Raw genomic sequence first — 19,855 nt, forward strand, 5'->3', positions numbered from 1 at the left:
ACCCCATGAACGCCCCCACCACCCCCACCGCCACCGAACCCCGCCTGAGCAGCCTCTCGCACGGCGGCGGCTGCGGCTGCAAGATCGCCCCTGGCGTGCTCAGCGACATCCTCAAGGGCACGGCCGCCATGCCCATTCCGAAGGAACTGCTGGTGGGCATCGAAACCGCCGACGACGCGGCCGTGTACCAGCTCAACGACGAGCAGGCCCTGATCGCCACCACCGACTTCTTCATGCCCATCGTCGATGACCCCTTCGACTTTGGCCGCATCGCCGCCACCAACGCCATCAGCGACGTTTACGCCATGGGCGGCAAGCCCATCATGGCCCTGGCCCTGGTGGGCATGCCCATCAGCGTGCTGTCCACCGAGACCATTGGCAAGATCCTGGCCGGTGGGCAGAGCGTGTGCCAGGCCGCGGGCATCCCGATCGCGGGTGGCCACACCATCGACTCGGTCGAACCCATCTACGGCTTGGTGGCCCTGGGCCTGGTGCACCCCAAGCGCGTCAAGCGCAACGCCGACGCCCGCGTGGGCGACCGCCTCATCCTGGGCAAACCGCTGGGCGTGGGCGTGTACTCCGCCGCGCTCAAGAAAGACAAGCTCGGCCCCGAGGGCTACGCCGAGATGATCGCCAACACCACCCGCCTGAACACCCCCGGCCCCGACCTGGCCGCGCTCGATGGCGTGCACGCGCTCACCGACGTCACCGGCTTCGGCCTGGCCGGCCACGCGCTGGAAATGGCGCGCGGCTCGGGCAGCACCGTGCGCCTGGACCTGGCCCGCGTGCCCCTGCTGCCCGAGGCCCACGCCCTGGCGGCGGCCGGGCTGGTCACCGGCGCCAGCGGCCGCAACTGGGCCGCCTATGGCACCGAGGTGCAACTGGCCGAGCACCTGGGCAGCACCGAGCGCGCCCTGCTCACCGACCCGCAGACCAGCGGCGGCCTGCTGGTGGCCTGCGCCCCCGAAGCGGTGGACGCCGTGCTCGCCGTATTCCGCCAGCACGGCTTCGCCCAGGCGGCCGAGGTGGGCGACATCGTGGACGGCCGCCACGACGGCATTCGCCTGCAGGTGGCGTGATGGTGGCCCACCGCCACATCAGCTCGGGCTCGCCCTTTGAGGCGCAGATCGGCTATTCCCGGGCCGTGGTGGCGGGTGAGTGGGTGCTGGTCTCCGGCACCACCGGCTTTGACTACGCCACCATGGCCATCTCTGAGGACGTGGCCGAGCAGACCGAGCAGTGCCTGCGAAACATCGCGCACGCCCTGGCCCAGGCCGGCTGCACGCTGGACCAGGTGGTGCGCGTCACCTACGTGCTGCCCGACCCCAGCTTGTTCGAGGCCTGCTGGCCCGTGCTGCGCCGCCATTTCGAGCGCGCCCGGCCGGCGGCCATGATGATCAGCGCCGGCCTGCTGGACCCGCGCATGAAGATCGAAATCGAGGTCACGGCCTGGAAAGGGGCAGCATGAGCGAGGTGTCGGTGTCGGTGTTGGTGTTCGACGTGTTCGGCACCGTGGTCGATTGGCACGGCAGCATCGTGCGCGAGGTGAGCGCCCGCTACCCGCAGGTGGACGCCGACGCCTTTGCCCTGGCCTGGCGCGCGGGCTACCAGCCCGCCATGCAGGCGGTGCGCGCCGGCGGGCGCGGCTGGGTGAAGCTCGACACCCTGCACCGCGAAATCCTGGACGGCATCCTGCCGCGCTTCGGGTTGGCGCATCTCAATGAGGCCGAGCGCCAGCACCTCAACTGCGTGTGGCACCGGCTGGCTGCCTGGCCCGACAGCGTGGCCGGCCTCACGCGGCTGAAGGCGCGCTTCACCATCGCGCCCTTGTCCAACGGCAACCTGGGCCTGCTCACCCACATGGCCAAGCGCGCCGGCCTGCCTTGGGATTGCGTGCTCAGCGCCGAGGTGTTCCGCGCCTACAAGCCCGACCCGCGCGTCTACCGGGGCGTGGCCGAGGTGTTTGACCTGGCGCCCGATCAGGTGATGCTGGTGGCCACCCACCAGGACGACCTGGACGCCGCCCGCGCCTGCGGCCTGGCCACCGCCTACGTGGAGCGCCCGCTGGAATTTGGCGCGGCCGACCGAAAGGTGACCGAGGCCCACCCCGCCAACACCTGGCACGCCCGAGACTTCGGGCACCTGGCCGATCAACTGGGCTGTTGACCGGTCATCGCTGCGGCCCTCAGCTCAGCAGGGCTTGCGCGAACTCGCGCGCGTCAAAGGTTTCCAGGTCTTCGAGCTTCTCGCCCACGCCGATGAAGTACACCGGCACCGGCTTCTCGCGCGCAATGGCGCACAGCACGCCGCCCTTGGCCGTGCCGTCCAGCTTGGTGACCACCAGGCCGGTGAGGGTGAGGGCGTCGTCAAAGGCCTTCACCTGGGCCAGCGCGTTCTGGCCGGTGTTGCCGTCGATCACCAGCAGCACCTCGTGCGGGCCGCTGGGGTCGGCCTTCTGCACCACGCGCTTGATCTTGCGCAGCTCTTCCATCAGGTGAAGCTGGGTGGGCAGTCGCCCGGCCGTGTCCACCAGCACCACATCCTTGCCGCGCGCCTTGCCCGCGCTCACCGCGTCAAAGCTCACGGCGGCCGGGTCGCCGCCTTGCTGGGTGATGATCTCCACCGTGTTCCGGTCGGCCCACACCGCCAGTTGTTCGCGCGCGGCGGCGCGGAAGGTGTCGGCCGCGGCCAGCAGCACGCTGGCCCCTTCGTTGGCCAGGTGGCGCGTGAGCTTGCCGATGGACGTGGTCTTGCCCGCGCCGTTCACGCCCGCCACCATGATCACGGTGGGCTTGTGCTCACCAATCACCAGCGGCTTTTGCAGCGGCGCCAGCAGGTCGGCAATGGCGTCGGCCAGCAGCGCCTTCACGGCGGCCGGGTCGGTGGTCTTGGTCTCTTTCACCCGGCGCTTCAGGTCGGCCAGCAGGTGGGTGGTGGCCGCCACGCCGGTGTCGGCCATCAGCAGCGCGGCTTCCAGCTCTTCGTACAGCGCCTCGTCAATCTGCGTGCCGGTGAACACCGTGGCGATGCTGCTGCCGGTCTTGCGCAGCCCAGCCTTCAGGCGGTCCAGCCAGCCCTGGCGGGCGGCGGGCGCGGGGGCTGGCGGGGGGGCGACGGGGGCACCGGGCGCCGGGGCAGGCGCCGGCGCTGCCATCACCGAAGGCGCGGCCGCCGGTGCGGGCGGAGGGGCCACTTCAGGCGCGGGTGCTGGGGCAGGGGGGGTCTTTTTTCGGAAGAAGGAGAACATTTCGGCAACTCTGGAATCATTTGCATTCTATGAAACGACCCTTCACCCCCTGGCGCGCTGCCTTGGCCGCCCTCGCCAGCGGCCTGGCGCTGTGCTGGCCCATGGCCCACGCCCAGGCGCCCGCCAGCCCGACCACCGCCCAACAATTCACCCTGGCCAACGGCATGACGCTCATCGTCAAGCCCGACCGCCGCGCGCCCACCGCCACCCACATGGTCTGGGTGCGGGTGGGTGCCATCGACGAGGTGGACGGCACCTCCGGCGTGGCCCACGTGCTCGAACACATGATGTTCAAGGGCACCGACACCCTCAAACCCGGCGAGTTCTCGCGCCGCGTGGCCGCCCTGGGCGGGCGCGACAACGCCTTCACCAGCCGCGACGCCACCGCCTACCACCAGCAAGTGCCGGCCGATCGCCTGGAAGACGCCATGCGCCTGGAGGCCGATCGCTTCGCCAACAACCGCTGGTCAGACGACGAGTTCCAGCGCGAACTGCAGGTGGTGAAAGAAGAGCGCCGCCAGCGCACCGAAGACTCGCCGCGCGCCCGGATGTTCGAGGCCTTCAACGCCGCCATCTACCAGGCCAGCCCCTACCGCCGCCCGATCATCGGCTGGATGAGCGACCTCGACGCCATGTCCCCGCAGGACGCCCGCGACTTCTACCGCCGCTGGTACGTGCCGGCCAATGCCGCGCTCGTCATCACCGGCGACGTGGACGTGGCCCAGGTGCGCGACATGGCCGAGCGCCACTTCGGCCGCCTGCCTGAGCGCGCCGTGCCCGAGCGCAAACCCCGCACGGAGCCGCCCCAGCAGGGCCCGCGCCGCATTGAGTACCGCGCCGTGGCCGACCAGGCCCTGGTGGCCCTGGCCTACCGGGCGCCCCAGTGGCGCGGCGGTGACACGCCCGAAGAGCGCGACGCCCTGGCCCTGACCATGCTGTCCGCCGTGCTCGATGGCTACAGCGGTGCCCGCCTGGACCGTGCCCTGGTGCAAGGCCAGGGCAAGGGTGGCCAGCGCGTGGCCGACAGCGCCAGCGCCGGCTACGGCCTCATGGGCCGCGGCCCGCAGGTTTTCACCCTCAGCGCCGTGCCCGCGCGCGGCGTGAGCCCCGACGACGCCGCCGCCGCCCTCAAGGCCGAGGTCGAGCGCATCGCCCGCGAGGGCGTGCAAGAGGCCGAGTTGCAGCGCGTCAAAACCCAATGGACGGCCAGCGAGGTCTACAAGCTCGACTCGGTGTTCGCCCAGGCACAAGAGCTCGGTTCTTATTGGGTGAACGGCCTGCCCATCGACACCGGCGAGCGCCTGCTCCAGGCCCTGCGCCAGGTCACGCCCGCCCAGGTGCAAGACGTGGCCCGCCGCTATTTCGCCGACACCCAACTCACCACCGCCGTGCTCGTGCCCGAGCGCCGCGACACCGCTGCCGCCCGATGAAAGCCCTGTCCCTTCGTGCCCCCTGGTGCCAGCCCGCGCTGTTCCTGGCTGGCGCCGTTCTGTCCCTCAGCGCCCAGGCCGCCATTCCCATTGAGCGCTGGACCCACGCCAGCGGCGCCAGCGTGGCCCTGGTGGCCAGCCCGTCCATCCCCATGCTCGATGTGCAGATCGACTTTGACGGCGGCAGCCGCCGCGACCCCGCCCAGCAGGCCGGTCTGGCCAGCGCCACGGCGGGCTTGTTATCGGGGGGCGTCAAGGCCCACGCCGGCCAACCCGCGCGCGACGAAAACGCCCTGAGCGAGGCCTGGCTGGACATCGGCGCCCAGTTCGGCGCCAGCGCCTCCAGCGACCGCTTCTCGGTGCAGCTGCGCACCCTCACCGAGCCCGATCTGCTGCGCCGCGCCGTGGCCCTGGCGGCGCAGCAACTCGCCGCCCCCGCCTGGCCCGAGGCCGTGTGGCGGCGCGACCGCGAGCGCGCCATCGCCGCGCTGCGCGAGGCCGACACCCGCCCCGCCACCCTGGCTTCCCGCACCTTCGCCCGCGCCGTGTACGGCGATCACCCCTACGGTGCCCAGACCACCGAGGCCAGCCTGAACGCCATCGGCGTGGCCGACGCGGCCAACTTCTACCGCCGCCACGCCAGCGCCTGCCGCGCGCAGGTGAGCCTGGTGGGCGCCATCGACCGCGCCACCGCCGAGCGCATCGCCAGCGAACTGCTCGCCGCCGTCGCCCCCAACGGTTGCCCCACCCTGGCCGACGTGCCCGAGGTGAAGCCGCTGGCCCAGGCGCGGTTGGAGCGCCTGCCTTTCGCCGGGGCGGCCCAGGCCCAGGTCTTCATCGGCCAGCCCGGCATGGCGCGCAACGACCCCGACTTCTTCCCCCTGTTCGTGGGCAACCATATCCTGGGCGGTGGTGGCTTCGTGTCGCGCCTGGTCAGCGAGGTGCGCGAAAAGCGTGGCCTGAGCTACAGCGTCTACAGCTACTTCGCGCCCGGTCGCCACGCCGGCGCCTTCCAGATCGGCTTCACCACCCGGCCCGACCAGGCCGACGACGCCGTGAAGGTGGCCCAAGACGTGCTGCGCCGCTTCGTGGCAGAAGGCCCCACCGAGGCCGAGCTGCAGGCGGCCCAACAGTCGTTGGTGAACGGCTTTGCCTTGCGCATCGACAGCAACCGCAAGCTGCTCGACAACGTGGCCAACATCGGCTGGAACGGCCTGCCCAACGACTACCTCGACACCTGGACGGACCAGGTGCGCCGCGTCACCGTCGCCGACATCCGCCGCGCCTTCGCCCGCGTGCTGCAGCCCGAGCGCATGGTCACCGTGGTGGTGGGGGCTGCGCCTTGACCGGGTGCGGCACGGTTAAGCTCACCCCATGAACAAAAGCACCGCGGCCGCGCCGCACGAAGTCCGCATCCTGGGCGGGCAATGGAAACGCAGCAAGTTGCCCGTGGCCGACAAGCCCGGGCTGCGCCCCACGCCCTCGCGCGTGCGCGAGACCCTTTTCAACTGGCTGGGCCAAGACCTCAGCGGCCTGCGCTGCCTCGATGCCTTTGCCGGCACCGGCGCCCTGGGCCTTGAAGCCGCCTCGCGCGGCGCTGCCGAGGTGGTGCTGGTCGAGCAAGACCCGGCCCTGGTGAAAGGCCTGCAGGCCCTGTGCGCCAAGCTCAAGGCCAGCACGGTGCGGGTGGAGCGGGGCGACGGCATCGCCGCCTTGCGCCAACGCGGCGGTGCCGGGCTGGACGTGGTGTTCCTCGACCCGCCCTTCGACGCCGAGGCCTTGTTCGCGCCGGCCCTGTCCGCCGCCGCCGCCGCCATCGGGCCGCAGGGCTTCGTGTACCTGGAAGCGCCCCAGCCCATCACCGAAGACGCGCTGCAAGCCGCCGGGCTGGCCGTGCACCGCCAAGGCAAGGCCGGCGCGGTGACCTTTCACCTCTTGTGCCCACGACCAGCGGGTTGAACGGCAGGCTGGGATAATCCCGGCCATGTCCAAGCCCACCTCCGCCCCGCGCGTGGCCGTCTACAGCGGCACCTTTGACCCGCCCACCCTGGGCCACGAAGACGTGATGCGCCGCGCCGCCGGCCTGTTCGATGAGGTCATCGTGGCGGTGGCCATCGCCCACCACAAGAAAACCCGCTTCTCTCTGCAAGAGCGGCTGGACATGGTGCAGGCCGTGGCCGAGGGCCTGCCGGGTCGCGTGCGCGCCCTGCCGTTTGACGGCCTCATCATGGACTTCTGCCGTGCCCACCACGCCTGCGCCGTGGTGCGCGGCATCCGCAACATCACCGACTTCGACTACGAGGCCCAGATGGCCGCCATGAACCGCAAGCTCCACCCGGCGGTGGAGACCGTGTTCCTGCTGCCCCAGGCCGATCTGCAATGCATCTCCAGCACCCTGGTGCGCGAGATCGCCACGCTGGGCGGTGACGTGTCCCAGATGGTCAGCCCCGCCGTGGCCGCGCAGCTCAAGCCGCGGCCCGTGCAAGCCTGAGGAGCCCGCCATGGCCCTGATGATCACCGACGAGTGCATCAACTGCGACGTCTGCGAGCCCGAGTGCCCCAACCAGGCCATCTCGATGGGCGCCGACTTCTACCAGATCGACCCGGCCAAGTGCACCGAGTGCGTGGGCCACTTTGATGAGCCGCAATGCGTGCAGGTCTGTCCGGTGAACTGCATTCCGGTCAACCCCGAGCACGTCGAGAACCGCGAGACGCTGTGGCAGAAATACCAGCGCCTGCAGCAGACGGCTCAAGCCGCGTCGGGTGCGGGCGGCTCCACCACCGCCGGCGCCTGAGCCGGCGCGGGCCGTGGTGGCTTCGGCCGCGGTGGCTTGCTGGTGTGGATCAGCACCGTGGCGCGGTCCATCTCGCCCCGAATCAGGTGGGGCAGGGCCTTGAGGCTTCGGTCCATGCATTGCGCGATGGCGATGCGGTCGTCCGGTGACGGCTTTTTCAACACCCAGTTCGCCACCTCGGCCTTGTTGCCCGGGTGGCCAATGCCCAGGCGCAAGCGCCAGTAGTCGGCGCTGCCCAGTTGGGCGTGAATGTCGCGCAGCCCGTTGTGGCCTGCGTGCCCGCCGCCCTTCTTGAGCTTGGCTTCGCCCGGAGGCAGGTCCAGCTCGTCGTGCACCACCAGCACCTCTTCGGGTTTGATCTTGTAGAAGCGCGCAATCGAGCCCACGCACTTGCCCGAGAGGTTCATGAAGGTCTGTGGCTCCACCAGCCAGACGGTATGGCCGTCCACATTGGCGCGCGCCACCAGCCCAAAGTGGCTGCGCTCCAGGTGCAGCGACACCTTCAGCAGCCGGGCGGCTTCGTCCACCCACCAGAAGCCGGCGTTGTGGCGCGTCTGTTCGTAGTCAGGGCCTGGGTTGCCCAGGCCAGCGATGAGCTTGATCATGGTGGTGGATTGTCCCAAAACGGCACGCGCCAAAAGAAAAGGCCCGCACGGGGCGGGCCTTCGCGAGAGCAGGGGCTCGAATTACTTCTTGCCCTTCTTGCCCTTCTTGTCGTCGGCAGCAGCGGCGACCGGAGCGGCCACCACTTCTTCCACCGGTTCCACGATGGTGGCCACGGTGATGTTGGTGCGACCGTGGGTCACGATCTTGGTGCCCTTGGGCAGTTGCAGGTCGCCAGTGTGGATGGTGGCGCCCTTCTCGGCCTTGCTCAGGTCTACGGTGATGAACTCGGGCAGCTGGACGGCCAGGCACTCGATTTCGATCTCGGTCATCACGTGGTTGACCAGGCACTTGTCGTTCTTGACGGCCGGCGACTCTTCAGCGCCCACGAAGTGCAGGGGCACCTTCTTGCGCAGGCGGGTCTTCTCGTCCACGCGCTGGAAGTCCACGTGCAGGACCAGGGGCTTGAAGGGGTGGTACTGCACATCGCGCAGCAGAACCTTCTCGACCTTGCCGTTGAATTCCATGTCGAGGATGGAAGCGTGGAAGGCTTCCTTGCGCAGGGCGTGCCACAGCGCGTTGTGATCGATTTCGATGGTGACGGCGGGGGCGCTGCCACCAAAAACGATACCGGGGGCGCGACCACTGTTGCGCAGACGGCGGCTCGCACCCGTACCCTGCTTGGCGCGCTCAAAAGCGACAAATTGCATGACTGACTCCAGTTGAGAGGTTCCGCGACCAGAACGTCTCTGTTGAAAAAGGGCCGCCAACGTGGCAGCCCACTAACGTTTGCCTCAGAACAGGTTGTCCTGGTCGGCAAACAGACTCATCACCGACTCACCCGAGGCAATGCGCGCAATGGTTTCGGCCATCAGCGGCGCCACGGAGAGTTGGCGAATCTTCTTGCAAGCCTGTGCGGCCTGCGAGAGAGGAATGGTGTTGGTCACGACCACTTCGTCCAGCGCGTTGCCCTTGGCAATGCGCTCGATGGCCGGGCCCGAGAAGATGGGGTGCGTGCAATACGCGTACACGTTCTTGGCGCCGCGCTCTTTCAGCACCTCGGCCGCCTTCACCAGCGTGCCGGCGGTGTCGATCATGTCGTCCATGATCACGCAGTTGCGGCCATCAATGTCGCCGATCACGTGCATCACTTCCGACACGTTGGCCTTGGGGCGGCGCTTGTCGATGATGGCCATGTCGCAGCCGAGCTGCTTGGCCAGGGCGCGAGCACGAACCACGCCACCCACGTCGGGCGAGACCACCAGCAGATCGTCGTAGTTCTTCTGGCGCAGGTCGCCCAGCAGCACCGGGGAGGCGTAGATGTTGTCGACCGGGATGTCGAAGAAGCCTTGAATCTGGTCGGCGTGCAGGTCCATGGTGAGCACGCGGCTCACGCCCACGGTCTGCAGCATGTTGGCAACTACCTTGGCGCTGATCGGCACGCGGCTGGAGCGCGGGCGACGGTCCTGGCGGGCGTAGCCGAAGTAGGGGATCACGGCGGAGATGCGCTCGGCCGAGGCGCGCTTGAGCGCGTCGACCATGATGAGCAGCTCCATCAGGTTTTCATTGGTGGGGGCGCAGGTCGACTGGATCACGAACACGTGGCGGGCGCGCACGTTCTGGGTGATTTCGACGGTGACCTCACCATCGGAGAAACGGCCCACATTGGCCGAGCCCAGCTGGGTGTTCAGGTGCTGAGCAATCTCGGCGGCCAGCACCGGATTGGCGTTGCCGGTGAAGATCATGAAATCCGGGGATTGAACTTGCATGGCGTTTCCAGCTTCGCTTCGGCGATGAAAAAGCCGCCCGACGTGAGGTGGGCGGCTGGCCGTGTTTCTCAATACTTAAAAGGTTTGGCAGGGGAGGAAGGACTCGAACCCTCGCATGCCGGAATCAAAATCCGGTGCCTTAACCAACTTGGCGACTCCCCTACGCAGGTCTCTTGAAAAGCAAGCCAATCAAGAAGCCGATATTGTCGCAGGTTATTCAACCACTGCCCCGGCTGCGTGCGATTCAATCGCGACACCAGTCGGCCAATGGATGAACATCCATGTTGCTGCACCACCGCGCTGTCCAACCCGCAGGCACTTCGGCCAGAGGCGGCAGGTCAGAGACCTGCGGAACATGCGCAAACACCGCTGTGCCAGAACCGCTCATTCGCCCTGACCAACCTTGTTGGCTTAGCCACCGAATGGCGTTTCCGACATCGGGGCAGAGCGCTTGCGCGACCGGCTGCAAATCGTTGTGACCGAAGGCCAGAAGCCTTTCGATGCTGTCAACGCGCCATTCGGGTTTCCCCTCTTTTGCGTTTGACGATTCGTTTTGCGTATCGTGTGCAGCGAAGCCCAGAAGTATAGCAGGCTTTGTGTCGCGTTTCAAACCGGGCGCCGAAAAGATTTTCTGGGTGGAGGCGCCGCCCTGGGGTTTCACCACCAGGAAGCGCCCCGGTGGCAGCGACAGCGGCGTCATCTGTTCCCCGATGCCTTCTACCCAGGCGTTGTGTCCGCCAATGAAGAAAGGGACGTCCGCTCCCAGCTTGAGCCCGATGGCCGCGAGCTGCGACCGTTTCAGCCCCAGTCCCCACAGGCGGTTGAGCGCCAGCAAGGTGCTGGCCGCATCGGACGAACCGCCGCCCAGTCCGGCCTCGGCGGGCAAGTGCTTGCGCAGCGTGATGTGCACACCCTGCGTGCAGCCGGTGGCGGCTTGCAGGGCGCGCGCGGCGCGGGTGCACAGGTCGTCGGCGGGCAAGGGTGGGCCACCCAGGTCTTCGCGGCTGACGTGCCCATCGCCGCGCCACTCGAAGTCCAGCCGATCGCACCAATCGATCAGCATGAACACCGACTGCAGCAGGTGGTAGCCGTCGTCCCGTCGGCCAGTGATGTGTAACAACAGATTGAGCTTGGCGGGCGCTGGCACGTCCAGCAGGCGCCGCAAGGCGGGTGAGGTCATGGCTCGATGATCAGCCGCAATTCGGCGGTGGGTAGCGGATCGGCACGGCGGGCGGTGAGGCGGCCCTCGGCGTGTTGGCTCAGGTCGGTCTGCCAGCCCGGCACGCTCAGGGCTTCGCCGCGCATCCAGGCGAACAGCGCGGGCATCGGCACTGCGGCGCCGACCAGTTCGGCCATCAGTGCGTCGACGCTGTCGCGACGCGTCAGGGTGTTGCCCTGGCGCATTTCGGCACCGGACGGGGTCCAGGTGAGCGTGGCCAGCGAGGTGCCCAGCGCGGTGCTGAGGGAGAGCCGCCCTTGTTCCGGGTTGCCCTGCAACTCGAAAGACGCGGCGAAGGACTGTGCCGGTGTGCTGTCCACCCGCAAGGCCATGCGCCCGCTCCAGAAGTGGTCGGTGCCAGTCATGGTGCGGGGGGCGCTGGCGCAGCCCGCCAGGGCCAGGGCACAGGCCAGCAGCAGCGCGCGGCGCATCATGGCTGCACTTTCAGGCGCTTGAGCGTGTTCACCAGGGTCTCGTTGTCGGCCGCCAGAATCAAGCCCTCGCGCCAGATCTTCAGCGCCTGATCGCGCTGGCCGCTGACCCACAGGACTTCGCCCAGGTGGGCGGCGATCTCGGCGTCGGGGCGTTTGGCGTAGGCGGCGCGAAGAATGGCGAGGGACTTGTCGGTGTTGCCCAGCCGGAACTCGACCCACCCCAGGCTGTCTTGGATGTAGGCATCGTCGGGCGCCAGCGACACCGCCTTTTCGATCAATTGCTTGGCTTCTTGCAGGCGCTCGCCGCGATCGGCGAGGTAGTACCCCAGGGCGTTGTAGGCGTGCTGGTGGTCCGGCCGGGCGGCCATGAGGCGGCGCAGCAAGGCTTCCATTTCCACTGGCCGGTTGGCCTTCTCGGCCATCATGGCCTGGTCGTAGAGCAGTTCGCCATCGTCGGGAAAGCGGCGCACCGCCTCGCCATAGACTTCAAAGGCTTGCGCCCATTGCTTGAAGTCGCGAAGCAACTGCGCCTCAGCCACGAGCTTGAGCCGCGCGTCTTCCGGGCGGCGCTCGGGCTGCTGGCGCAGCAACTCACGGGCCTGGTCCAGGCGGCCCTGGCGGGCCAGCAGCGATGCACGGCGCATTTGCGCGGCCATGATCTCGTCGGCATTTTCAATGCGGTCGAGCCAGGCGTTGGCGGTGGCGTAGTCGCCTTGTTTTTCGGCGATCTGCGCCTGCAGCAGATAGGCCTGCGTCAGGCCTCGCGCGCCGCGCTCGTCGGGTGCCTGTCGCACCAAGGCCATGTACTGGCCCAGCGACGCAGCGGCTTCGCGCAGGTCATTGGTTTGCACCTGCAGGCTGCCCAGCAAGAGCCAGGGTTCTGGTTGCTGGGGCTGGCGCGCGGTCAGTCCTTCGAGTTGTTGGCGGGCCTCGCCCAGGCGCTGCAGGTCCAGCAGGATGCGCGCGTAATTCAGCGCCACCGCCGTGTCCATGTCGGAGGCCTTCTGGCTGGCCTGGATCTGGCGCCGGATCATCGGTTCCATCTCGGTAGCGCCGCGCTCCAGCAATTCCAGCGCCAGCAGGGCAGGGTAGGGCGATGTCGGGTCGGCTGCGTGGCCCGTCAGCGCCGCTTCCTGGGCCTGTGGCAGGCGGCCCTGGGCCAGTTCCATGCGCCCGATGGTGGTCCAGGCGGGGGCGGCGTGTTCAGGTCGGGTCAGGGAAGGCGCCAAGGCCTCCCGCACCACCTGGGCGGCCAGGGCTTTGTCCATCACCCGTGCGTAGGTCTGGGGGATGGCGTTCAGGGTGTCATTGCGGTCTGCCTCGGCGGTGTCGCGCAAGAGGTCGCGCAGCACCGGCGCGGTTTCGGCGATCCGGTTGAGTGCCAGCAGGATTTGCAGCACATAACGGTCTGCTTCCAGGCTGCCGGGGATGTCTTGTGCCCAGGCGCGGGCGGCCGACAGGGCCGCCTCGCCAGACCTGGCCTGCAAGGCCACCTCCACCGCACGGCGGTACAGCAGAGGGTCGCGCTGGCGCCGCGCGGCGTCCAGAATGAGCGAGTAGCCAGCTCCCGGCTCGCCACCGCGCACGTTCAACTCGCCAAGCAGCAGTTGGTAGAACAGGGGTGCCGTCAGGGCCGAGTTCTGCACCGGCGCCGTTTCCTGGGTGGTGGTCGGCAGGGAGGCGGCGTCTTGTGCCTGCGCCGGTGCGCCCATCAGGGCCAGGGTCAGGGCGGTCCAGGCCGACAACCGGGGGATCGCCGAGTGCGCGTGAAGACGAGGCAGGCAGTTCATCGGGTCATGATAATGGATGGTTTTTGGGCCTCGCGCCGTGGGATTCGGCGCCTCGCCGCGTGTTCCCTGCTATTGCCAACATGCCAGAACTTCCCGAGGTTGAAGTCACCCGACGCAGCTTTGCCGACCGTATCGCGGGCGCGCGAATCCTGGGCGTGAGCTTGGGAAAACCCCTGCGCTGGCCGCTGGGAATCGAGCCGGCTTCCCTGGTTGGACAAGGGGTGCTTGGGGTTCGGCGCCGAGGCAAGTACCTGCTGCTGGAGCTAGACCATGGCCTGTTGCTCGTTCACCTGGGGATGTCCGGCAGCTTGTTGTTTGCGTCTGACCTGCCACCCCGAGGCACGCACGACCACTTCGAGTTGGTGACCACGCAAGGCGTGTTGCGTCTGCATGACCCGCGCCGTTTCGGTGCTGTGGTGCACGCCAGCGGCCTGGACGACCCGGTGGCGGCGAAGCTGCTGGGCAAGCTGGGCGTGGAGCCGCTGGAGGCAGGGTTTGACCCAGCGGCCTTTCACCGCGCCTTGCGCCAGCGCCACGCGCCCATCAAGCAGGTGCTGCTGGCGGGTGACATCGTGGTGGGGGTGGGCAATATTTATGCCTCGGAGGCGCTGTTCCTGGCCGGCATCAGGCCCACCACACGTGCCGATCGCATCGGCCTGCCGCGAGCCACCCGTTTGCACGCCGCCATCGTGGATGTGCTGGGCCGGGCGGTGGCGCTGGGGGGGAGCACGCTGCGCGACTTTTCTAGCGCCCAGGGCCAGCAGGGCTACTTTCAGATGGAGGCCATGGTGTACGGGCGGGAGGGGCAACCCTGTCGGGTGTGCGGTGGTGAGATCAAGGCGATTCGCCAAGGCCAGCGCTCCACCTTCTTCTGTCCTCATTGCCAGCGCCCGTGAGCCTTGGCGCCGCTAACCCGATGCTATATTGGCCCATCGACAGGGAACGGACATGAGCTTCAATCAGGATTTTGATCAGCACGGTGCATGGCGCAAGCAGTTCGCCCTGCGCCTGAAGTCGCTGTCTGAGTGGCTGGCCGATCAAGACCTGATGGACCAAGGGGTGCGCGAGCGCCTGGACCAGCTGCATGCACGGGTCAAGAACGACAAGATCATGGTGGCCTTCGTGGCCGAGTTCTCGCGCGGCAAATCCGAACTGATCAATGCGGTGTTCTTCGCCGGCTACGGCCGGCGCATCATGCCGGCCAGCGCGGGTCGCACCACCATGTGCCCCACCGAGCTGGGGTACGACCCCGAGGTGCCGGCTTGCCTGCGCCTGCTGCCCATCGAGACCCGCTTGCAGCCCCAGTCGTTGATGGATTGGCGCCAGGTGCCCGACAAATGGGAGCGCTTCGATCTGGACATGAACGACCCAGAGCAGCTCTCGCAGGTCATCCAAAAGGTGGCCGAGGTGCGCCGGGTGAGCCTGGACGATGCGCGAGCGCTGGGTTTCTGGAACGACGAGCTGCCCGACGAGAACCCCCTGGTGGGTGCGGATGGGCTGGTGGAAATTCCCAAGTGGCGCCACGCGCTCATCAACCTTGCCCACCCTCTGCTCAAGCAAGGCCTGGTCATTCTGGACACCCCCGGCCTCAATGCCATTGGCGCCGAACCCGAACTCACCGTTAGCCTGCTGCCACAGGCGCACGCCGTCATCTTTATCCTGGCGGCGGACACCGGCGTGACCAAGTCCGACCTGGGCATCTGGCGCCAACACCTGGCGGTGGACGACGATGCGCGGGTATCGCGTCTGGTGGTGCTCAACAAGATCGACACCTTGTGGGACTCACTGAGTTCGCCCGAGCAGGTGCAGTTGCAGATCACCGCCCAGCGCACCGAGTCGGCGCAGACCCTGGGCTTGTCGCCCGACCAGGTGATCGCCGTGTCTGCCCAAAAGGGCCTGCTGGCCAAGGTGCAACGAGACGATGCGCTGCTCCAGGCCAGCAACCTGCTGGCACTGGAGCGCGCCCTGAGCGACGACCTGCTGGCCCATCGCCGGGACATTTTGCGGGCCTCCGTGGCCGCAGGCATCCAGGTGTTGCGAGCCGAGATCGCACGCACGGTGCACGCGCGCTCGCGTGATTTGGTCGAGCAGATTCAAGAGCTGGAAGGCCTGCGCGGCAAGAACGCCGGCGTCATCAAGCAGATGCGCCTGCGTATTGAGCAGGAACAGGCCGATTTCGACGCCAGCGGCGCCAAGATCCAGGCGGTGCGCTCGGTGCACCTGCGCCTGCTCAAAGACCTGTTCGCCCTGCTGGGCACTACCCACCTGAAGTCAGAGGTGTCGGTCTTGTCCAAGGCCCTTAAGCAGCCTGGCATCAAGTTCGGTGTGCGCCGCGCTTACGACGACACCTTCACTCGCCTGCGCGCCGCGTTGGTCAGCGCCGACCGCATGACGGCCGACATCCAGACGATGCTGGAAAACAGCTTCAAGAACCTCAATGCCGAGTACGGCTTCTCGCTGCAGGCTCCCACGCCGCCGCAGCTCACCAGCTACGCCCGCGACCTCACCCTGATCGAGAAGAGCCACCTGCAATACCTGGGGCTGGGCAATGCGTTGCGCCTGGCGCAACCCGAATTTGCCGAGCGCTTGGCCCGCGCCCTCATGAGCCGCTTGCGCACGGTCTACGAAGCCGCCGTGAACGAGGTGGAGCTGTGGAACAAATCGGCCGCCGCGCAGTTGGACGCTCAGTTGCGTGAGCGTCGGCGCAACTTCACCCGCCGCATCGAGGCCGTGTCGCGAATTCAACAGGCCGCCGGCGGTCTGGACGACCGCATTCGTGAACTGCAGTCGCAGCAGCAGCAGCTTCAGGCAGTGGACGCCAAGCTGGTTGAGCTGACCGAGTCGCTGGCGGGCGCGCCCGAGGCCGAGCGCGACGCCGCTTTCGCATGAAGGCGGAGATTCGGCGGCATTTCGCACCCGCCCTCATCGCCTGGCAGCGCCAGCACGGCCGCCACGGGCTGCCCTGGCAGGGCACCCGCGATCCGTACCGCGTGTGGCTCTCCGAGATCATGTTGCAGCAGACGCAGGTCAGCACGGTGCTGGACTACTACCCGCGTTTCCTGGCGCGCTTTCCCGATGTGCAGACCCTGGCGGCCGCCCAGCCCGATGAGGTCATGGCGCTGTGGAGCGGTCTGGGTTACTACAGCCGGGCGCGCAACCTGCACCGCTGCGCGCAGCAGGTGGTGGCAGTGCACGGCGGCGAGTTTCCGCGCGATGCCCAGACGCTGGAGACCTTGCCGGGCATTGGGGCATCCACCGCGGCGGCCATCGCGGCCTTTTGCCACGGCGAGCGCGTGTCCATACTGGATGGCAATGTGCGGCGTGTGTTGGCGCGGCTGTTGGCCTTCGGGGGCGATCAAGCCCTGCCCAAGGTGCACCGCGAGATGTGGGACATGGCCCAGGCCCTGTTGCCCGAAAGCCCTGCCCACGAAGACATGGCCGCCTACACACAAGGCCTGATGGACCTGGGCGCCACGGTCTGCGTGCGTGGGCAACCGCGCTGCGTGGCTTGCCCCATGCAGAGTGTGTGCGAGGCTCACTGCACGGGCCGAACCACTGACTTCCCTGTGAAGACCAAGCGGGTGGCGCGCCGATTTGAGCGCTGGTGGCTGTGGTGGGCCGAGCGCGAGTCGCCCCGCGGCGAGCGAGAGGTGTGGCTGGTTCGCCGACCCGAGCGAGGTATCTGGGCCGGGCTTTACTGCCTTCCTGTGTTTGACAGCGAAGAGGCCCTGCTCGCGACTGCCAATACCGAGCCGGGCACCCTGGAATTCTTCCCCGCGATGCCCCACGCGCTGACGCACCGCGAGCTTCTGCTGCACGCCGTTCGGCAGGTGCTGCCGGCGTGGGACGAAGCGGCGTTGCCCGCTGGTCAATGGGTGGCGATATCGGCCATGGGCGGGCTGGGCTTGCCGGCGCCAGTGCGCCAACTGTTGCAGCCTCAGGCGCCGTTGTTCGCTGGCCAGTGATCGGCTTCGCGGTGGCGAAGCCGGGTGGTCCATTGTTGTTGGAACTGCTTGGCCAGTTGCTCGGCCAGAAAAACCGAGCGGTGCTGGCCGCCGGTGCAGCCAATGGCCACGGTCACGTAGCTGCGGTGGTCTCGCAGCATGGCGGGCAGCCATTGCGCCAGGAACTCCGCGATCTGCTGCTGCATGCGCTGCACGTCGGGCATGGTCGCCAGAAACGCGGCCACCGGCGCGTCCTGGCCGGTGAGGGGCTTGAGCTCGGCCTCGTAGTGCGGGTTGGGCAGCATGCGGGCATCGAACACGAAGTCTGCGTCCATGGGAATGCCGCGCTTGAACGCGAAGGACTCGAACACCAGGGTGAGTGACCCTTGCGTGGCGCCCAGCAACTCTTTCACCTGGCTGCGCAATTGCGAAGGCCGGATCAGGCTGGTGTCCAGCACCATGGCGCTCTCGCGCAGTTCGGCCAGCAACTCGCGCTCGTGCTCGATGGCGTCGATCAGGGCGCGCTGTGCGCTGCCGCCGTGCCACGACAGGGGGTGCAGGCGCCGGGTTTCGGAGAAGCGCCGCACCAGGGTGTCGGTGGTCGAATCCAGGAAGAGGGTCGTGAGCTGAAGCTGCTCGTCGCTCGCCTGCAGCTGCGCGAGGCGCTTGGGCAGCATGGGCAATGATTTGGCGCTGCGCACATCCATGGCGATGGCCACTTTGCGCGCTTCGTGGCTGCGCTCCAGATCGATGAAGGCCTCAAGCAACTCGGGTGGCAGGTTGTCCACGCAGTAGAAGCCGGCGTCTTCCAGGGCCGTGAGGGCAACCGACTTCCCCGAGCCGGACATGCCGGTGATCAGCACCAGTTGCGTGTGCAAAGAAGGGGGCTCGGTGGTGGTGGCGGTCATGGACTTGGCTAGTGATCGATGCAATGGTGTGTCATGCCATCTTGAGCATTTCTCTGGCGTGCGCCAGGGAAATGTCCGAGCCACTGTGACCCCCGAGCATGCGCGCCAGTTCCTGCACCCTGGCGTCGTTGTCGATGGCGATCACCTGGCTCACGGTCTGACCCTTGGTGGTCTGCTTGCTGACCAGCAGGTGGTGGTTGGCGCACGCGGCCACCTGTGGCAGGTGCGTCACGGCCAACACCTGGCGATGCCGCCCCAACTGGCTCAGCATCTCGCCCACGGTGTGGGCCACAGCCCCGCCGATGCCCGAGTCCACTTCGTCAAAGATCAGCGTGGGGGCCTGGCCCAGGCTGCTGGTCACCACCGAGATGGCCAGGGCAATGCGCGACAGCTCGCCACCCGAGGCCACCTTGCCCACCGATTTGGGCGTGGCGCCTGGATGCCCTGCCACGCGAAAGTCCACGGCCTCGCGCCCATGCGCCTGCGGTTCGTCAAGTGCCTGAAGCGCCACCTCAAAGCGCCCGCCCTTCATGCCCAAGGTCTGCATGCTGTCGGTCACGGCTTCGGCCAGGCGTGGGGCGGCCTGCTCGCGCGCCCGGGTGATGCCCTTGGCAGCCGTGTCGAAGGCCTTGTGCGCCTGGCGCTCAATGCGCTCCAGGGCCGCCAGGTCAAGCGCCTGGTCCACGCGCGCCAGTTCGTCTCGCCATTGCTGCAGCAGATCGGGCAATTCTTCGGGCTGGCGGCGAAAGCGCCGGGCCAATGACATCCACAGCGACAGGCGCTCGTCCAGCGCCTGCAAAGAAGCTGGGTCAAGCTCGGTGTGGCGGCTGTATTGGTTGAGTTCGTGGACCGTGTCTTGCACCTGCGCCAGGGCACTCTCAAGCGCCTCCACCGCGGTGGCGAACCGGGGCTCGATGTCCGAATGGGTCTGCAAGGCCGCGAGCGAGCGGCTCAACAGCCCAGTGGCGCTGCTGTCGTCTTCGTCGAGCGCAGACAGGGCCAGTTGCGCTGCATCCAGCAGGCCTTGTGCATTGGCCAGCCGACTGTGTTGGGCGTTGAGTTCGGCCCATTCACCCGGCAGCGGGGCCAGCTTGTCCAGTTCGGCGATCTGCCACTGAAGCCGCTCGCTGTCTTGTTGCAGGCTGGCTTGCCGCTCACGGGCAGCCTCCAGCGCCCGTTTGGCCTGTCGCCAGTCGGCCCAAAGTGCCTTGAGCGGACCCAGGTCGATGGCCGCGTAGGCGTCCAGCAACTCGCGCACGGCATCAGGGCGTGTGAGACCTTGCCAGGCGTGCTGTCCGTGTATGTCCACCAGGCTGTCGGCGATGGTCTTGAGCTGGGCGATGGTGGCCGCGCTGCCGTTGATCCAGGCGCGGCTGCGCCCTTCCGTGTCCACGGTGCGGCGAAGGAGCAGCACCTCTTCGGTGGAAAAGCCTTGCTCATCCAGCCAGGCCTTTAACGGCAGGGGGCAATCGAACTCGGCCGCGACCTCGCAGCGCGCTGCGCCCTCGCGCACCACGCCGACATCGGCGCGGGCGCCCAAGGCCAGTTGCAGGGCGTCGATCAGGATGGATTTCCCCGCGCCGGTCTCGCCGGTCAGCACACTGAAGCCGCTGTGCAGCTCAAGGTCCAGGGTCTGAACGATGACAAAGTCTCTCAGGACGATGCGTCGAAGGCTCATGGATGGCGGAAATGGTTGAGGTCGTCGTGGATAGCAGG

At 67.7% G+C, this 19,855-nt stretch carries 20 protein-coding genes and 1 tRNA gene; 11 read left to right on the plus strand and 10 right to left on the minus strand.

The annotated features are described in order from the left end of the window. Window positions 1-5: 5 nt before the first annotated feature. Genes selD through ACE3RQ_RS09875 form a run of 3 tightly spaced genes read left to right on the plus strand, consistent with a single transcriptional unit; the run spans window position 6 to window position 2,166 of the window. Entirely contained in the window at window positions 6-1,079 is a 1,074-nt protein-coding gene (gene selD / locus ACE3RQ_RS09865) for a selenide, water dikinase SelD (protein ID WP_374521802.1), read from the plus strand. Next, window positions 1,079-1,468: a RidA family protein gene (locus ACE3RQ_RS09870; RefSeq protein WP_374521803.1), complete on the plus strand. Its 390-nt coding sequence runs from the start codon at window positions 1,079-1,081 to the stop codon at window positions 1,466-1,468. Before selD ends, ACE3RQ_RS09870 begins: the two co-directional genes overlap by 1 nt. Then, window positions 1,465-2,166 carry a haloacid dehalogenase type II gene (locus ACE3RQ_RS09875; protein WP_374521804.1) on the plus strand — a complete coding sequence of 234 codons (702 nt, stop codon included), beginning with the start codon at window positions 1,465-1,467 and terminating at the stop codon, window positions 2,164-2,166. Before ACE3RQ_RS09870 ends, ACE3RQ_RS09875 begins: the two co-directional genes overlap by 4 nt. 19 nt (window positions 2,167-2,185) lie before the next feature. Here ACE3RQ_RS09875 and ftsY read toward each other — a convergent pair whose 3' ends face one another. Next, the gene (ftsY, locus tag ACE3RQ_RS09880; protein WP_374521805.1) at window positions 2,186-3,247 is read right to left on the minus strand and encodes a signal recognition particle-docking protein FtsY; all 1,062 of its coding nucleotides are present in this window, start codon (window positions 3,245-3,247) and stop codon (window positions 2,186-2,188) included. Window positions 3,248-3,276: 29 nt separating this feature from the next. On the opposite strand from ftsY, the gene ACE3RQ_RS09885 reads away from it, so the two are divergent. The 5 genes from ACE3RQ_RS09885 to ACE3RQ_RS09905 are packed head-to-tail and all read left to right on the plus strand — an operon-like array spanning window position 3,277 to window position 7,472. Further along, entirely contained in the window at window positions 3,277-4,677 is a 1,401-nt protein-coding gene (locus ACE3RQ_RS09885) for a M16 family metallopeptidase (RefSeq protein ID WP_374521806.1), read from the plus strand. Then, window positions 4,674-6,023 (plus strand): M16 family metallopeptidase, encoded by a 1,350-nt coding sequence (locus ACE3RQ_RS09890; RefSeq protein WP_374521807.1) that lies wholly within the window; start codon window positions 4,674-4,676, stop codon window positions 6,021-6,023. Before ACE3RQ_RS09885 ends, ACE3RQ_RS09890 begins: the two co-directional genes overlap by 4 nt. A 28-nt stretch (window positions 6,024-6,051) precedes the next feature. Beyond that, the gene (gene rsmD / locus ACE3RQ_RS09895) at window positions 6,052-6,636 is read left to right on the plus strand and encodes a 16S rRNA (guanine(966)-N(2))-methyltransferase RsmD (RefSeq protein WP_374521808.1); all 585 of its coding nucleotides are present in this window, start codon (window positions 6,052-6,054) and stop codon (window positions 6,634-6,636) included. Between the two features lie 25 nt (window positions 6,637-6,661). Next, window positions 6,662-7,168 carry a pantetheine-phosphate adenylyltransferase gene (gene coaD / locus ACE3RQ_RS09900; RefSeq protein ID WP_374521809.1) on the plus strand — a complete coding sequence of 169 codons (507 nt, stop codon included), beginning with the start codon at window positions 6,662-6,664 and terminating at the stop codon, window positions 7,166-7,168. A 10-nt stretch (window positions 7,169-7,178) separates the two neighbouring features. Then, entirely contained in the window at window positions 7,179-7,472 is a 294-nt protein-coding gene (locus tag ACE3RQ_RS09905) for a YfhL family 4Fe-4S dicluster ferredoxin (RefSeq protein ID WP_374521810.1), read from the plus strand. Here the strand turns inward: ACE3RQ_RS09905 and pth are convergent. From pth to ACE3RQ_RS09940, 7 genes are all read right to left on the minus strand, one after another. Then, window positions 7,427-8,077: an aminoacyl-tRNA hydrolase gene (gene pth, locus ACE3RQ_RS09910; protein WP_374521811.1), complete on the minus strand. Its 651-nt coding sequence runs from the start codon at window positions 8,075-8,077 to the stop codon at window positions 7,427-7,429. The genes ACE3RQ_RS09905 and pth overlap by 46 nt on opposite strands. Window positions 8,078-8,158: 81 nt before the next feature. Next, window positions 8,159-8,785: a 50S ribosomal protein L25/general stress protein Ctc gene (locus tag ACE3RQ_RS09915; RefSeq protein ID WP_374521812.1), complete on the minus strand. Its 627-nt coding sequence runs from the start codon at window positions 8,783-8,785 to the stop codon at window positions 8,159-8,161. A gap of 84 nt (window positions 8,786-8,869) precedes the next feature. Further along, window positions 8,870-9,844: a ribose-phosphate pyrophosphokinase gene (locus ACE3RQ_RS09920; protein WP_374521813.1), complete on the minus strand. Its 975-nt coding sequence runs from the start codon at window positions 9,842-9,844 to the stop codon at window positions 8,870-8,872. Between the two features lie 85 nt (window positions 9,845-9,929). Further along, a tRNA-Gln gene (locus ACE3RQ_RS09925) sits at window positions 9,930-10,006 on the minus strand. A gap of 82 nt (window positions 10,007-10,088) precedes the next feature. Continuing rightward, window positions 10,089-11,009, minus strand: coding sequence for a 4-(cytidine 5'-diphospho)-2-C-methyl-D-erythritol kinase (gene ispE, locus ACE3RQ_RS09930; RefSeq protein ID WP_374521879.1), 921 nt, complete (start codon window positions 11,007-11,009; stop codon window positions 10,089-10,091). Between the two features lie 11 nt (window positions 11,010-11,020). Further along, a complete protein-coding gene (locus tag ACE3RQ_RS09935) occupies window positions 11,021-11,497 on the minus strand; it encodes a lipoprotein insertase outer membrane protein LolB (protein ID WP_374521814.1) in 477 nt (158 codons plus the stop codon). Next, window positions 11,494-13,287, minus strand: coding sequence for a tetratricopeptide repeat protein (locus ACE3RQ_RS09940; RefSeq protein WP_374521815.1), 1,794 nt, complete (start codon window positions 13,285-13,287; stop codon window positions 11,494-11,496). The genes ACE3RQ_RS09935 and ACE3RQ_RS09940 overlap by 4 nt, the downstream gene beginning before the upstream one ends. A gap of 80 nt (window positions 13,288-13,367) precedes the next feature. Here ACE3RQ_RS09940 and mutM point away from each other — a divergent pair, with 80 nt between their 5' ends. From mutM to mutY, 3 genes are read left to right on the plus strand one after another with little or no spacing between them, the layout of a single operon-like run. Continuing rightward, window positions 13,368-14,183: a bifunctional DNA-formamidopyrimidine glycosylase/DNA-(apurinic or apyrimidinic site) lyase gene (gene mutM, locus ACE3RQ_RS09945; RefSeq protein WP_374521816.1), complete on the plus strand. Its 816-nt coding sequence runs from the start codon at window positions 13,368-13,370 to the stop codon at window positions 14,181-14,183. Window positions 14,184-14,235: 52 nt separating this feature from the next. Continuing rightward, window positions 14,236-16,176, plus strand: a complete 1,941-nt coding sequence (locus ACE3RQ_RS09950) for a dynamin family protein (RefSeq protein ID WP_374521817.1) — start codon at window positions 14,236-14,238, stop codon at window positions 16,174-16,176. Beyond that, window positions 16,173-17,252, plus strand: a complete 1,080-nt coding sequence (gene mutY / locus ACE3RQ_RS09955) for an A/G-specific adenine glycosylase (RefSeq protein WP_374521818.1) — start codon at window positions 16,173-16,175, stop codon at window positions 17,250-17,252. The genes ACE3RQ_RS09950 and mutY overlap by 4 nt, the downstream gene beginning before the upstream one ends. On the opposite strand, the gene rapZ is transcribed toward mutY, so the two are convergent. Both rapZ and recN read right to left on the minus strand, forming a co-directional pair. Continuing rightward, the gene (gene rapZ, locus ACE3RQ_RS09960; protein ID WP_374521819.1) at window positions 17,225-18,139 is read right to left on the minus strand and encodes an RNase adapter RapZ; all 915 of its coding nucleotides are present in this window, start codon (window positions 18,137-18,139) and stop codon (window positions 17,225-17,227) included. The two genes, mutY and rapZ, sit on opposite strands and share 28 nt — an antisense overlap. A 31-nt stretch (window positions 18,140-18,170) precedes the next feature. Beyond that, window positions 18,171-19,817 carry a DNA repair protein RecN gene (gene recN, locus ACE3RQ_RS09965; protein WP_374521820.1) on the minus strand — a complete coding sequence of 549 codons (1,647 nt, stop codon included), beginning with the start codon at window positions 19,815-19,817 and terminating at the stop codon, window positions 18,171-18,173. Between the last annotated feature and the right edge of the window lie 38 nt (window positions 19,818-19,855).

Source organism: Hydrogenophaga sp. (assembly GCF_041913525.1).
Classification (GTDB): domain Bacteria; phylum Pseudomonadota; class Gammaproteobacteria; order Burkholderiales; family Burkholderiaceae_C; genus Hydrogenophaga.

Excerpts from the sequence above, each read along its gene's own strand:
- rapZ (WP_374521819.1), bottom strand. The coding sequence starts at position 18,139 with ATGACCGCCACCACCACCGAGCCCCCTTCTTTGCACACGCAACTGGTG.
- ACE3RQ_RS09935 (WP_374521814.1), bottom strand. The coding sequence starts at position 11,497 with ATGATGCGCCGCGCGCTGCTGCTGGCCTGTGCCCTGGCCCTGGCGGGC.
- recN (WP_374521820.1), bottom strand. The coding sequence starts at position 19,817 with ATGAGCCTTCGACGCATCGTCCTGAGAGACTTTGTCATCGTTCAGACC.
- ACE3RQ_RS09905 (WP_374521810.1), top strand. The coding sequence starts at position 7,179 with ATGGCCCTGATGATCACCGACGAGTGCATCAACTGCGACGTCTGCGAG.
- selD (WP_374521802.1), top strand. The coding sequence starts at position 6 with ATGAACGCCCCCACCACCCCCACCGCCACCGAACCCCGCCTGAGCAGC.
- ACE3RQ_RS09890 (WP_374521807.1), top strand. The coding sequence starts at position 4,674 with ATGAAAGCCCTGTCCCTTCGTGCCCCCTGGTGCCAGCCCGCGCTGTTC.
- mutM (WP_374521816.1), top strand. The coding sequence starts at position 13,368 with ATGCCAGAACTTCCCGAGGTTGAAGTCACCCGACGCAGCTTTGCCGAC.
- coaD (WP_374521809.1), top strand. The coding sequence starts at position 6,662 with ATGTCCAAGCCCACCTCCGCCCCGCGCGTGGCCGTCTACAGCGGCACC.
- ACE3RQ_RS09915 (WP_374521812.1), bottom strand. The coding sequence starts at position 8,785 with ATGCAATTTGTCGCTTTTGAGCGCGCCAAGCAGGGTACGGGTGCGAGC.
- mutY (WP_374521818.1), top strand. The coding sequence starts at position 16,173 with ATGAAGGCGGAGATTCGGCGGCATTTCGCACCCGCCCTCATCGCCTGG.
- rsmD (WP_374521808.1), top strand. The coding sequence starts at position 6,052 with ATGAACAAAAGCACCGCGGCCGCGCCGCACGAAGTCCGCATCCTGGGC.
- ftsY (WP_374521805.1), bottom strand. The coding sequence starts at position 3,247 with ATGTTCTCCTTCTTCCGAAAAAAGACCCCCCCTGCCCCAGCACCCGCG.
- pth (WP_374521811.1), bottom strand. The coding sequence starts at position 8,077 with ATGATCAAGCTCATCGCTGGCCTGGGCAACCCAGGCCCTGACTACGAA.
- ACE3RQ_RS09920 (WP_374521813.1), bottom strand. The coding sequence starts at position 9,844 with ATGCAAGTTCAATCCCCGGATTTCATGATCTTCACCGGCAACGCCAAT.
- ACE3RQ_RS09875 (WP_374521804.1), top strand. The coding sequence starts at position 1,465 with ATGAGCGAGGTGTCGGTGTCGGTGTTGGTGTTCGACGTGTTCGGCACC.
- ACE3RQ_RS09885 (WP_374521806.1), top strand. The coding sequence starts at position 3,277 with ATGAAACGACCCTTCACCCCCTGGCGCGCTGCCTTGGCCGCCCTCGCC.
- ACE3RQ_RS09870 (WP_374521803.1), top strand. The coding sequence starts at position 1,079 with ATGGTGGCCCACCGCCACATCAGCTCGGGCTCGCCCTTTGAGGCGCAG.
- ACE3RQ_RS09940 (WP_374521815.1), bottom strand. The coding sequence starts at position 13,287 with ATGAACTGCCTGCCTCGTCTTCACGCGCACTCGGCGATCCCCCGGTTG.
- ACE3RQ_RS09950 (WP_374521817.1), top strand. The coding sequence starts at position 14,236 with ATGAGCTTCAATCAGGATTTTGATCAGCACGGTGCATGGCGCAAGCAG.